This window comes from Kocuria sp. NBRC 114282, from assembly GCF_030268385.1.
Lineage (GTDB): Bacteria > Actinomycetota > Actinomycetes > Actinomycetales > Micrococcaceae > Kocuria > Kocuria palustris.
Genome location: NZ_BSQO01000003.1, coordinates 534,824 through 545,959 on the forward strand (window position 1 = coordinate 534,824; position 11,136 = coordinate 545,959).

12 protein-coding genes and 2 pseudogenes are annotated in these 11,136 nt (G+C 69.9%); 8 read left to right on the forward strand and 6 right to left on the reverse strand.

Annotated features, from left to right (window positions below; all coding sequences use genetic code 11):
* Nucleotides 1-11 precede the first annotated feature (11 nt).
* Nucleotides 12-1,097: a threonine/serine exporter family protein gene (locus QSJ40_RS08455; protein ID WP_285730158.1), complete on the forward strand. Its 1,086-nt coding sequence runs from the start codon at nt 12-14 to the stop codon at nt 1,095-1,097.
* Nucleotides 1,098-1,369: 272 nt separating this feature from the next.
* Nucleotides 1,370-2,734 carry a threonine/serine exporter family protein gene (locus QSJ40_RS08460; protein WP_285730160.1) on the forward strand — a complete coding sequence of 455 codons (1,365 nt, stop codon included), beginning with the start codon at nt 1,370-1,372 and terminating at the stop codon, nt 2,732-2,734.
* Nucleotides 2,735-2,759: 25 nt separating this feature from the next.
* Here the strand turns inward: QSJ40_RS08460 and QSJ40_RS08465 are convergent, their stop codons facing one another.
* Nucleotides 2,760-3,962 carry an acetyl-CoA C-acetyltransferase gene (locus QSJ40_RS08465; protein ID WP_285730162.1) on the reverse strand — a complete coding sequence of 401 codons (1,203 nt, stop codon included), beginning with the start codon at nt 3,960-3,962 and terminating at the stop codon, nt 2,760-2,762.
* A 137-nt stretch (nt 3,963-4,099) separates the two neighbouring features.
* On the opposite strand from QSJ40_RS08465, the gene QSJ40_RS08470 reads away from it, so the two are divergent.
* On the forward strand, nt 4,100-5,023 hold the full coding sequence (locus QSJ40_RS08470; protein ID WP_285730164.1) for an ornithine cyclodeaminase family protein: 924 nt from the start codon (nt 4,100-4,102) through the stop codon (nt 5,021-5,023).
* Nucleotides 5,024-5,084: 61 nt separating this feature from the next.
* Here the strand turns inward: QSJ40_RS08470 and QSJ40_RS08475 are convergent, their stop codons facing one another.
* The 3 genes from QSJ40_RS08475 to QSJ40_RS08485 form a co-directional block, all read right to left on the reverse strand.
* A complete protein-coding gene (locus QSJ40_RS08475) occupies nt 5,085-6,539 on the reverse strand; it encodes a sodium:solute symporter family protein (protein ID WP_285730167.1) in 1,455 nt (484 codons plus the stop codon).
* Between the two features lie 57 nt (nt 6,540-6,596).
* The gene (locus QSJ40_RS08480) at nt 6,597-6,836 is read right to left on the reverse strand and encodes a hypothetical protein (RefSeq protein ID WP_285730168.1); all 240 of its coding nucleotides are present in this window, start codon (nt 6,834-6,836) and stop codon (nt 6,597-6,599) included.
* Nucleotides 6,837-7,092: 256 nt separating this feature from the next.
* Nucleotides 7,093-7,908 (reverse strand): type ISP restriction/modification enzyme, encoded by an 816-nt coding sequence (locus QSJ40_RS08485; RefSeq protein ID WP_484798762.1) that lies wholly within the window; start codon nt 7,906-7,908, stop codon nt 7,093-7,095.
* Between the two features lie 56 nt (nt 7,909-7,964).
* Here QSJ40_RS08485 and QSJ40_RS12895 point away from each other — a divergent pair, with 56 nt between their 5' ends.
* The 4 genes and pseudogenes from QSJ40_RS12895 (at nt 7,965) to QSJ40_RS08500 (ending at nt 9,191) form a co-directional block, all read left to right on the forward strand.
* Nucleotides 7,965-8,273, forward strand: coding sequence for a transposase (locus tag QSJ40_RS12895; protein WP_502875244.1), 309 nt, complete (start codon nt 7,965-7,967; stop codon nt 8,271-8,273).
* A 48-nt stretch (nt 8,274-8,321) separates the two neighbouring features.
* A pseudogene (locus QSJ40_RS12900) lies at nt 8,322-8,513 on the forward strand (DDE-type integrase/transposase/recombinase); the annotation flags it as partial.
* 253 nt (nt 8,514-8,766) lie between these two features.
* Nucleotides 8,767-8,835, forward strand: a pseudogene (locus QSJ40_RS08495) (hypothetical protein); the annotation flags it as partial.
* A 188-nt stretch (nt 8,836-9,023) separates the two neighbouring features.
* On the forward strand, nt 9,024-9,191 hold the full coding sequence (locus QSJ40_RS08500) for a hypothetical protein (protein ID WP_225911270.1): 168 nt from the start codon (nt 9,024-9,026) through the stop codon (nt 9,189-9,191).
* Nucleotides 9,192-9,538: 347 nt separating this feature from the next.
* Here QSJ40_RS08500 and QSJ40_RS08505 read toward each other — a convergent pair whose 3' ends face one another.
* Both QSJ40_RS08505 and QSJ40_RS08510 read right to left on the reverse strand, forming a co-directional pair.
* The gene (locus tag QSJ40_RS08505) at nt 9,539-9,934 is read right to left on the reverse strand and encodes a DoxX family protein (protein ID WP_285730170.1); all 396 of its coding nucleotides are present in this window, start codon (nt 9,932-9,934) and stop codon (nt 9,539-9,541) included.
* A 27-nt stretch (nt 9,935-9,961) separates the two neighbouring features.
* A complete protein-coding gene (locus tag QSJ40_RS08510) occupies nt 9,962-10,393 on the reverse strand; it encodes a MarR family winged helix-turn-helix transcriptional regulator (RefSeq protein WP_047310897.1) in 432 nt (143 codons plus the stop codon).
* Between the two features lie 114 nt (nt 10,394-10,507).
* Here QSJ40_RS08510 and QSJ40_RS08515 point away from each other — a divergent pair, with 114 nt between their 5' ends.
* A complete protein-coding gene (locus tag QSJ40_RS08515) occupies nt 10,508-10,936 on the forward strand; it encodes an organic hydroperoxide resistance protein (protein WP_129665798.1) in 429 nt (142 codons plus the stop codon).
* Nucleotides 10,937-11,136 lie beyond the last annotated feature (200 nt).

Sequence of the window (11,136 nt, forward strand, 5' to 3'; positions counted from 1 at the left end):
GGGTCCCGTGCATGCAACAAAACCCTCAGGCCACTGACGATCTGGCCATGCGCCTGGGCGAGGCCCTGGACGAGCTCGAGACGCAGCGAAGCCTGGCGTCGCACTGGCCCTCCGCCCTCGGCTTCAGCGCGATTGGCGTGGGGTTCAGCATGATCCTCGGAGGAAACGGCATCACGACGATCGCGGCGGGACTCCTGGCCGTCGTCGTCTATGCCTCCTTCGCCGCCCTGGAGCACCTGCGCGCCCCAGGGATCTTCAGCCTGGGCGCCGGCGGCCTGATGGCAGTGGCCGGGGCCAGCGGGCTCGCCGCCGTCGTCGACGGCGCGCAGACGGCGGTGTGCATCGTCGCGGCCCTGGCCGCCTGGCTGGCAGGCGTCGCGGCCTACGGCGCTGTCCAGGACGTCATCACCGGCTGGTACCTCTCCGCGACCGGGCGGCTCATGGACGTGCTGACACGCACTGCGGGCCTGGTGTTCGGCGTGGCGCTGGGCATCCATCTGCTCGAGCCGCTGCTGGGCCGGGACCCCGGCTTCCTGGAGACGCTGCAGACCGACGGCTCACGCTGGGTCCCTACCATCGTGGGCGCGGTGCTCGTCTCCAGCGGCTTCGCGTTCTCGGCGGGCGGGCGCGGTCGAGTGCTGGCCTCTCTCGCGGTGTTCGGCGGACTGGTCCAGGTGGGCGTGCTCAGCCTGGGCGAAATGGGCGTCAGCTCCTATGCGGCAACGCTGGCGGCGTCGGTGATCACCGGGGGCATGTGCGTGGTGCTGACTCGAGCGCTGGGCGTCTCCTCGAACGCGAGCATGACCGTGGTGCTGCTGCCCCTGTTCCCCGGCATGTACGTCTACCAGGGGGTGCTCGGGATCATCTTCTCCGTCGAAGGCGCCGCGGACGGCCTGCTGCAGGGCGCCATCACGGCCTTCTGCCTGTCCGTGGGAGGCCTGCTCGGACAGTACCTGGCCTCGGAGGCACTGTGGGCCACTCGCGCCCGCCAGTTCGCCAGGGCCCACCCCGGGCGCACCTTCCGCAAGGAGATGCCGGTGGAGCAGAACGCCCGCGACATCATGGTGCCGGTCTTCTCCCGGCCGTTCTCCCAGTAGGTCTCCTGGGCCATGAGGCCCTCTTCACGGATGGGGCGCTGAGGCGCGGCCTCTCCGCCTGCTCCCACGCCCCGCCATCCCCCGCGCCTACGTGGCCGCATGCGTTTGAGCGGGCGCATCGCGCATCCCCGCACGCAGGCGCGGGCTAGCGGGACCGGCGGGGCGTCGTCAGGAGCGGGAAAGGCGCAGTCCAGGCGATTCGCACTCCGCCCGCCGGTGCTGAGCACCGCTGGCCCAGCCCCTGCGACGGGGGCGTCGCTAGCGTCCTGGCCATGCCTTCACGAGACGACGACGCCTTCCGCCTGGCCGTGCTGCTGGGCGAGGCGCTGATCCGCGGCGGGGCCAGCTCCGCCGCCACGACCACGTGCCTGCAGCGTGCACTGCGCAGCGCCGGAGTGCACGACGCCACCGTCGGGGTGACCATGGGTCAGATCATTCTCAGCCGCCCCGGTCGCGGCACGAGTGCTGCGATCACCCACGTCTCCGAGGCGCCGCCGGGCTCCCTTGACCTCGAGCTGCGTCGGCGCATCACGGCCATGCTCGACGACCTCGCCCAGGGCCGGCGCACTGTGCGCGAGTGCCTGGCCGAGCTCGAGTCCCGGGAGGCCGACGGCCCCGGCAGCGCTCAGCACACCGGTGCCCGGCATGCGATCCCCGCAGCCGGGCTCAGCCTCCTGGGCGTGGGGTTCTGCCTGCTCATGGGCGGCACCTCGGCCACGACGCTGTGCGCCGGGGTGCTGTCGGTGGCCGCATATGCCGCCTTCGCCCTGATGCAGCACCTGCGCTCCCCCGGCATCTTCTCCCTGGCCGCCGCGGGGCTCACCGCAGTGCTCGGGGCCACCGCCGCGACCGCGGTGATCGACGACGCCCAGACAGCCCTGTGCATCGTGGCCGCACTGGCTGCGTGGCTGTCCGGGATCACCGCCTACGGCGCGGCTCAGGACATGATCACCGGCTGGTACCTCTCCGCCGCCGGACGCGTCATGGACATCGCCTCGCGCACCGCCGGGCTCGTGGCCGGCGTGGCGCTGGGTATCCACCTGATGGCGCCGTTCGTCGGGGAGTCGGTGGCCTACATCGAGGCTCTGCGCCCCGGCGGCGTCACCTGGGCCACCGCCATCACCGGCGCCGTGCTGGTATCCGGCGGCTACGGGCTGGCCAGCAGCGGGCGAGGAATCCGCTTGGTCGCGCTCACGGCGCTCGGCGGCCTCGTGCAGGTGCTCGTGCTGATCGCTCAATCGGTCGGGCTGAGCTCCTTCGTGGCGATCCTAGCTGCCGCTGTGGTGGTGGGGGCGATCTGCGTGCGCGCCGCTCCTTCACTGGGGCTGCCGTCGAACGCGTCCATGATGATCGCGCTGCTGCCGCTGTTCCCGGGGTCGTACATATACCAGGGGATGCTCGGCACGATCTTCGGCGTGGACGGCTCCGGGGACCAGCTGATCGCCGGAGCCGTCACCGCCTTGTGCCTGTCCATGGGCGGGCTGCTCGGCCAGTTCCTGGCCTCGCGCTCCCTGACCGCCGCCCGTGCGCTCGGGCTCGACGATCACCCCGACGACGACCCGCACGGCGATCCCGCCGATGCCCGCCCCGAGGCGCGTCAGCTTCCCGCGGACACCCTGCAGCACGTGCGGCTGTGAGGCCTCACCGCGAGCGCACGTCCCCTCACCGGCTCAGCAGCAGCGCGTCGCCCTGTCCGCCGCCGCCGCACAGGGACACCGCAGCCTTGCCTTCGCCGCGTCGGCTCAGCTCGTAGGCCGCCGTCAGCGCCAGGCGGGCGCCCGAGGCGCCGATGGGGTGGCCCAGGGCGATCGCCCCGCCGTGGATGTTGGTCTTCTCGAGCGGGAAGTCGAGATCTGCCAGCGACTGGCACACGACGGCGCCGAAGGCCTCGTTGATCTCGATGAAGTCCAGCTCCTCTGCAGTCCACCCGGCCTTGGACAGCGCGGCCTTGATGGCGTTCGAGGGCTGGGAGTGCAGCGAGGTATCCGGTCCGGCCACCTGTCCGGCCCCGGAGATCGAGGCCAGGATCTGCAGTCCGTGCTCCTCCGCGTAGGCCCGCGAGGTCACGAGCACCACGGCCGCCCCGTCCGTCAGCGGCGAGGAGTTGCCGGCGGTGACGGAGGCGTCCTCGTCCTCGGAGAAGGCCGGGCGCAGCTTGCCCAGCGACTCGGCGGTGGCGTCCGGACGCACGCCCTCATCGGCGCTCACCTTGACCGGATCGCCCTTACGCTGCGGAATCTCGGTGGGGACGATCTCGTCGGCGAAGATCCCGTCCGCCTGGGCGGCAGCGGCCCGCTGGTGCGAGGCTGCCGCAGCCTGATCCTGCTCGGCACGCTTGAGGCCGCGCTCCACGTTGCCCTGCTCGGTCAGCAGGCCCATGGACTCGCCGGTGTCGGCGTCGGTGAGGCCGTCGTGGGCCACGGAGTCCAGCAGCCCCGCGGTCCCGTACTTGTGCCCGGTGCGAGAGCCCGGCAGCAGGTGCGGCGCGTTGGTCATGGACTCCTGGCCGCCGGCGACCACCACCGAGGCCTCCCCCAGGCGCACCAGGCGGGCGGCGTCGATGATCGCGGCAAGTCCCGAGAGGCAGACCTTGTTGATGGTCATGGCGGGGACGTCCCGGCCGATGCCCGCGGCGATCGCGGACTGGCGCGCCGGATTCTGACCGGCGCCGGCCTGGACGACCTGGCCCATGAGCACCGTGTCCACGGACTCGGCCCCTACCCCGGAACGCTCCAGCGCCCCGCGGATCGCGGAGGTCCCGAGCTCGACGGCGCTCAGCGAAGCCTGTGCCCCGAGCAGCCGGGTGAACGGCGTGCGAGCGCCTCCGACGATGACGGGGTCGGTGGTGGCGGATGCGGCGGTCATGGGGAGGTCTCCTTCTGCTGTGATTCCTCTCACCATTGTGGAGCGAGGGTCCGACAGCTCAAGCCCTACCGACTCAAGTCCAGTGAACGCCCGTAGCGTTCCTCGAAGCACCCACCCCGCAGCGAAGGAGCCTGGCCATGAGCGACACCCAGCCCGAGTGGTTCACCGCCCAGCAGATCGCCCAGCGCATCTCCCCCGATCGCGCCCGTCGCCTGATCCGGCAGGTGATCCTCGGCGGCTTCGATCCCTCCGAGGACCCGCACCGCATCGGCGTCCCGGCCGGGGCCGGGCACGTGCTGCTGATGCCCTCGACGCTCACGCAGTGGACGGGCGTGAAAATCGCCACCGTCTCCCCGGAGAACGCGCAGCTCGGCCTGCCGCGCATCCAGGCGACCTACCTCCTGATGGACACCCGCACCCTTACGCCCACGGCCCTGCTCGATGGTGCTGCGCTGACCACTCTGCGCACCCCGGCCGTCTCGGCGGCCGTCGCCGAGGACCTCGCTCCGGCCGAGGCGAAGCATCTGGTGGTGTTCGGCACCGGCCCGCAGGCCGAGGCGCACGTGCACGCCATGCTGGCGATCCGCCCGCTCGAGCGCGTCACGATCGTGGGGCGGAGCCCGGAGAAGGTCGAGCGGCTGGTCTCCGGGCTGCAGCAGATCGGTCCGCAGGTCGCCGCCGGCACTGCGGACGACGTCGCCCAGGCGGACATCATCGTGTGTGCCACCTCCGCGGCCGAGCCGCTGTTCGACGGCTCCCTGGTGCCCGATGGCGCCTGCGTGATCGCCATGGGCTCGCACGAACCGGATCGTCGCGAGCTGGACGCTTCGCTGATGGGGCGGTCGCTGGTGGTCGTCGAGGATCCGGCGGCGGCACTGCGCGAGGCCGGCGATGTGGTCATGGCGATCGACGCCGGCGCCCTGGCCGAGGCCGACCTGATCCCGCTGCGCGCCTCTATCACCGGCGAGGTTGCACGGCGCGACGACCGCCCGAATGTCTTCAAGGGCACCGGCATGTCCTGGGAGGACCTGGCCGTCGCCGTCGGGGTGCTGGAGGACTGAGAGCTCGGCGAAGAACGGGGCGTGCACCGCTGAAGTGCACGCCCCGCCGTCGTCAGGCTGATCAGGCCGCGGGGGTCCGCTCCTCCGGAGCGGTGCTCTTCCGAGCCGCCAGGCGCTCGTCCCAGACCCGCAGCACCTCGGGATCCATGGGCCGGGTGGCCAGCGAGACGGCGACGAACACGACCGCCGAGACCGCCAGGCCGATGTAGATCGGCGCATTGGCCATCACGCCGAAGGCGACCATCCCGATCACCACGGCGATCGCACCGGCGACCATCGAGCTCGCCGCCCCCACCGCATTGCCGCGCCGCCAGGTGAGCCCGCCCAGGATCGCGACCAGAAGCCCGCCGACCAGCAGGTCGTAGGCGATCGTCAGGGCGGTGACCACATCCGGGACCAGGACCGAGAAGATCGTCACGGCCACACCGAGCACGATCATGTAGCGGCGGTCGCCGGAGACCTCTTCTTCGCCACCGTCCGTGCTGGAGACGGCACCCTTCAGCATCGGCAGCACATCCACGCGCGCCACCGTGGCGGCTGCGATCAGCGCGCCGGAGGCCGTCGACATCATGGCCGCCACACCGGCCGACAGCACGATGCCGCCCAGCCCCGCAGGGACGTGCTCCGTGGCCATGCGGGCGAAAGCATCGTCGGGAACCTCGAGCGAGGGCAGCACGACGGCGGCGGCCATGCCGATCACGGCACCCGCCACGCCGAAGATGCCGATGTAGACGGCCGAGAGCACGCCGCCCCAGCGGGCCGTCTGCGGCGAGCGCGCGGTCAGCACGCGCTGCCAGATGTCCTGCCCGATCAGCATGCCGAAGCCGTAGACCACGAACATCGTGATGATCGACTGGAAGCCCATGCCGTCCAGGGAGAAGTAGGTGGCGTCCAGGCGCTCCCCCAGGCCCGGCCAGCCGCCAGCGGCGCTGAGCGAGAACGGCAGCAGGATCGCGAAGATGCCGACCGTCATGAACAGGAACTGCATCATGTCCGTGAGCGTGATCGACCACATGCCGCCCAGGCACGAGTACGCGATGACCACCAGCGAGCCCAGCAGGATGGCCGAGGTCCGCCCCATGGGGAACAGGACCGTGAAGATCGAGGCGTATGCGGACGTGGACGTCACTGCGAGCATCACGGTGTAGGCCAGCATCACGATCGAGGAGACCCGCGAGGCGATGCCCGCCCCGAAGCGCAGCGCCAGCATCTCGGAGACCGTGTAGATCTTCAGCGACGCGATCCGCCCGGCGAAGAACAGGCTCAGCGCCAGCACGCCCACGGCGATCGCGACCACGAGCCACATCCCGGACAGCCCGTACGTGTGCCCCAGGGCGATCCCGCCCACCGTGGAGGCTCCTCCGAGGACGACGGCGGCCATGGTCCCGGTGTAGAACACCGGCCCGAGCCGGCGCCCGGCCACGCGGTAGTCCTCCGCGCTACGGGCCCGACGAGCCGCGATCAGCCCGATTGCGACCATGGCGATCAGGTAGAGGACGATGATCGCGACGTTCATGTGGTGCTCCAGGCGCTCTATCGCCCGTGAGGGTCAGGCGATGTTCCGTACAGCAGGTCAGGCCTGCGGTGTACGGGTGGCCAGCACCTGGCCATTGTCGTCGAGCGCCTCGGTGACGTACGGCACGCCGTGCTCGAGGGGGATCCCGGTCTCGAAGCCGCGGCGCTCCACGGTCTGCACCGGCTCAGCACTGGCCTTGTCATCACCGGCGACGACGCACCACTGCGCGACCTCGGTCGCCCTCTCGATCTCGTTGAGCGACATGCGCCGGTCGCAGACGGATTCATCGAGCTTCACGAGCTGGTACAGCAGGGTGACCGTGCCGTCGAGCCGATGGTGCTCGTTGTGCTTTTCACGGAATGAAGCGCCATGGGTTTCCTTCCGAGATCAGGGCCCCGCCGGCGCGGTCACCTCGGCATCAGTGTCGGCAGCTTCGACCTCGGAACGAATCCCAGGGCGCTTCAAGAGTTCGAGACGTTGCACAACGAAGCCCTTACCCGAGAGCCCGCGCCCACAAAGTAGCGGCAGAGAACCCGGGACGAGTCGGCGTTTGTCATGCCTTGGGCGGGGCCACGGACTTGTTCGCCGGGGGCCACGTCACGCTGTCCTCGCCCAGTTCGTCGCGGGAAAGTAGCGGCCCGTCGAGCACCGCGGCCAGCAGGGCCTCTTGTTCCGGTTCGAGGGACACGAGGCGGGTGAGGGCGCACAGCAGCTCGGTGAACTCCGTGGACCACTCCGTCTCCCACGTCTCGGCCACGATGTGGTCCAGCGGGGAGGTCTTGCTCCCCCCGGGGGTGGCCGAACGCTTGTCGACCCACGCATCGATAACGTTGGTGCCGCCGACCTTGTACCCGCGCACCTGCGGGGTGACGTGACTCCACGCCCCGGCGCCCAGGTGCAGGATGTGGGCGGTTTCGTCGTAGTCCACCGTCGAGGGCAGGGCTGAGTTCATGCTCTGCTCGTAGCGGGGCAGTTCCAGGTCCGGTGTCGGGGACGCGACAGATGCCTGTCCCTCCCAGTCGCCGGCCAGCCCGTAGGTGTGGCACCACAGCACCTTGCGGCCCAGCTTCACCGCCCGGTCCCACAGGTCCCGGTCCGTGGTGAGGGGCACGCGGATGCCTGGGGTGCGCAGCTCATCGTCGAAGGCCTCCACGTAGCCAGGGTGCCCGGTGATGCCAGCAACGTAGGCGGTGACGTCGGGGCCGGTGGTCTCGGCTCCGAGGCGGTGCGTGAGCGCATCGAGCAGACCGGTGGCGAGATTCGGGGTGCCATCCGGGTTCAACATCGGCAACACCCGCCCGCCGCGGTTGTTGAAGTGATGCATATCCGGCAGCAGCCCCGAGAACGACAGGCCAGGGGACTGCCGCATGGATAGGTGACATCTGATCTGGCTTGCCCGTTGGGCGGCCTGGAAGGATGTGCACCATGCCCGCTCCCTACCCCCAGGAGTTCCGCGAAGACGTCGTGCGAGTGGCCCGGTCCCGTGAGGACGGCGTCACTCTCGCGCAGATCGCGAAGGGCTTCGGCGTCCACGAGATGACGCTGCACAAATGGATCCGCCAAGCCGATATCGACGATGGCAACCGGCCCGGCAGGACACGGGAGGAGTCGACCGAGCTGCGTGAGGCCCGCAAGCAGATCCGGCTGCTCCAGCAGGAGAACGAGGTCCTCCGCCGTGCCGCGGCCTACCTGTCCCAGGCGAACCTGCCGGGAAAAGGTTCTACCCGCTCGTGAGTGAGCTCGCCGCTGACGGCATCCCCGTCGCGGTGTCCCTGCGGGTCCACCGACGAGGGCAAGCTCTACCTCTGCGCCATCAAGTACGCTTTCTCCGGCCGGATCGTCGGCTACTCCATGAGTGACCGGATGAAGGCCCGCTTGGCGGTGAACGCCCTGGACAACGCGGCAACCCGGCGCGGCGACGTTGCTGGCTGCATTGTTCACTCAGACCGCGGGTCGCAGTTTCGATCCCGGAAGGGGGCCTACCCCCGTGTCCACGAACCGGGGGTAGGCCCCGTCTTCGCCGACATCGTCGATGGCCGCGCCCGGATGCGCGCTGGTCGGCGCCATGTCCATTTCCCACTGCAGCTGTTCTTCGGGATGATGGGCGTCGCCCGCTCGGAGGCGACCACGCTGAACGACCCGTCCGCGCACTCCGTCCCTCCCACCCCTCGGTGGCGGCAACATCGACATCCGCCACCTCGGGCTGGACAGCACCTTCTACCTGCCCGTGGCGGCCGAGGGCGCCCTGTTCTACGTCGGCGACCCGCACCACGCGATGGGCCCGGGCGAGGTGGCACTCACTGCGATGGAGGGTTCCCTGCGCGGCACCTTCCGCCTGTCGGTCTGCAAGAAGGGGTCTGGGGATGCCCCGTCGGTCGCCTTCCACCACCCCTTCGGCGAGACCCGCGACGCGTGGATCCCGATCGGCCTCAGTGACCCTGACGGCCTGGTCGGCGGCGACGACACCGACCTGAACGTGGGGCGATGCGCAGGGCGGTCATCAATGCGCTCGACCACCTGCAGGTCGACGTGGGCATCCCCCGCGCTGTCGCCTACGCCTACCTGTCGGCGGCCAGCGACTTCTACGTCAGCCAGTTCGTCGACAAGACCACCGGCGTGCACGGCCTGATCCGCAAGTCCGACTTCTGCTGAGACCGGGGCCCGACCGCCGTGACAGGGCTCATGGCGGCCGGTGGCACCGTCGCGCTCCGACGGGGTGCCGGCCTGCATGCCAGGGCTGGCACTCCAGCGTGCCTCCCGGGTTGGACGGTCAAGGCCGCGAAGCCGGTTCCGCAGGGCCCGGGAGGTGCCACCCGTCGCGTTCGACCTCCTTCTCCACACCTGCGCGTCGTCCACGCCCAGCACGGTGTGCTGGGCGTGACGGCCATGGTCGAGACCTCCCCGTCCTGACAGGAGGTGCGCTGCGCGTGCACCTCCACGTCGCGATGCCGACCGGTTGCGCCCGGCCCCTGGGCGTGGGGCCCGGGGTCGGTCTTCTGCTACGACCGGGGCAGGCCGGCCGACCACAGCGCCGCGGCGATCAGGGCGGGCTGGCCGAACAACCGCGCGAGTCGCTTGCCATCGGTGTCGAGGCCAAAACCGTCTCGCCGCGCCGCATACTGGTCGATGTTGCCGGGGAAGACCGCGGCATAGAACCCAGCCAGGGCACCACCGGTCAGCATGCGATGACGCGGCAGCGCCAGCATCGCGCTGCCGGCCAAGACTTCGGCGACGCCGGAGCCGATGACCACGGGATCCTTGTCACCGGGGAACCAGTCGGGCACCTGTGCCTGGAACTCCTGGCGCTTGAGGCTCAGGTGGGAGACGCCGGCGTAGACCATGAACGCTCCGAGCGCGATTCGTGCGAGTTCTTGGGAGCGGTGTGTGGTGGGCATAGAAATGATCCTCCTGGATGGTGGTTGTCACTCGAGTTGGGTGGACAGGTCGTCCAGGAATGCCTTCACCTGGACGAGCTTTTCTGGTGGGCCCGGGTAGAGCGCGAGCATCTGTGCGGGAACTCCGGTTGCCCTGCACCGCAGCGAACTCCCCTCCTGGGTCAGGCTGATCAGGCGGCGCCGTTCATCGTTGCCACTCCACGACCGGGTGACGAGACCAGCCTGCTCCAGCCGTCGCAGCAGGGGGGTCAGGGTGCCGCTGTCGAGGTGCAGCCGAGCTCCGATGTCATTGACACCGACGGGCTTGTCAGCGTGCCACAGGACGAGCATGACGAGGTATTGGGGATAGGTGAGGCCGATGTCCTCGAGCAGTGGCCGGTAGGCGCGCGTCACCGCCCTGCTGGCCCTGTACAGGGAGAAGCAGAGCTGGTGGTCGAGGTCGGGGATCTGGTCACTCACACCCCAAGCCTACCTCAGACACAATCTGATTGTGCGCAATCCACTTGTGCGCTATGTTGTCTCTGCAATCGCGAGGCAGGAGAGGCCTCGCACAGACGCCGCCCAGGAGGCACCATGATCGAGATCGAGCCCGTCTACACCACCGAGGCCATCGCCACCGGCGCAGGCCGCAACGGCCACGTCCAGACCGCCGACGGCCGGCTCTCGTTCGACCTGGCCATCCCGCGGGAGATGGGCGGCAGCGGTGAGGGCGCCAACCCCGAACAGTTGTTCGCCGCCGGTTACGCCGCCTGCTTCCACTCCGCCCTGCAGATGGTGGCCCGCCACGCGCACAAGGATCTCGGCGATTCGTCGGTGGGTGCCCAGGTGAGCATCGGCAAGGCCGGTGAGGGGTTCGGCCTGGCAGTCACCCTTGAGGTCGTCATCCCCGACCTGCCCGACGACGAGGCGCAGCAGCTGGCCAACCAAGCCCACCAGGTGTGCCCCTACTCGAACGCCACCCGCGGCAACATCCGCGTCGACGTCGTCGTCGTCGACGACTGACCCTCCCGCCTCGCCGCGACACCAACGCGTTGGGCCCCACCTGCACCGCCCCAACCCATCGACACAACGGAGGTGAACCGCCCTGGGTTTCGTTCCGATCCTTTATCGAGAGGATGGAGACATGCCCGCGAAGTATCCGCAGTCGTTCAGGGACCGTGCGGTCCGGATGGTGCTGGACAGGCTCGAGGCCGATGAGGACG

Excerpts from the sequence above, each read along its gene's own strand:
- QSJ40_RS08515 (WP_129665798.1), top strand. The coding sequence starts at position 10,508 with ATGATCGAGATCGAGCCCGTCTACACCACCGAGGCCATCGCCACCGGC.
- QSJ40_RS12895 (WP_502875244.1), top strand. The coding sequence starts at position 7,965 with ATGCCCGCTCCCTACCCCCAGGAGTTCCGCGAAGACGTCGTGCGAGTG.
- QSJ40_RS08470 (WP_285730164.1), top strand. The coding sequence starts at position 4,100 with ATGAGCGACACCCAGCCCGAGTGGTTCACCGCCCAGCAGATCGCCCAG.
- QSJ40_RS08455 (WP_285730158.1), top strand. The coding sequence starts at position 12 with ATGCAACAAAACCCTCAGGCCACTGACGATCTGGCCATGCGCCTGGGC.
- QSJ40_RS08465 (WP_285730162.1), bottom strand. The coding sequence starts at position 3,962 with ATGACCGCCGCATCCGCCACCACCGACCCCGTCATCGTCGGAGGCGCT.
- QSJ40_RS08500 (WP_225911270.1), top strand. The coding sequence starts at position 9,024 with ATGCGCAGGGCGGTCATCAATGCGCTCGACCACCTGCAGGTCGACGTG.
- QSJ40_RS08505 (WP_285730170.1), bottom strand. The coding sequence starts at position 9,934 with ATGCCCACCACACACCGCTCCCAAGAACTCGCACGAATCGCGCTCGGA.
- QSJ40_RS08485 (WP_484798762.1), bottom strand. The coding sequence starts at position 7,908 with ATGCGGCAGTCCCCTGGCCTGTCGTTCTCGGGGCTGCTGCCGGATATG.
- QSJ40_RS08475 (WP_285730167.1), bottom strand. The coding sequence starts at position 6,539 with ATGAACGTCGCGATCATCGTCCTCTACCTGATCGCCATGGTCGCAATC.
- QSJ40_RS08460 (WP_285730160.1), top strand. The coding sequence starts at position 1,370 with ATGCCTTCACGAGACGACGACGCCTTCCGCCTGGCCGTGCTGCTGGGC.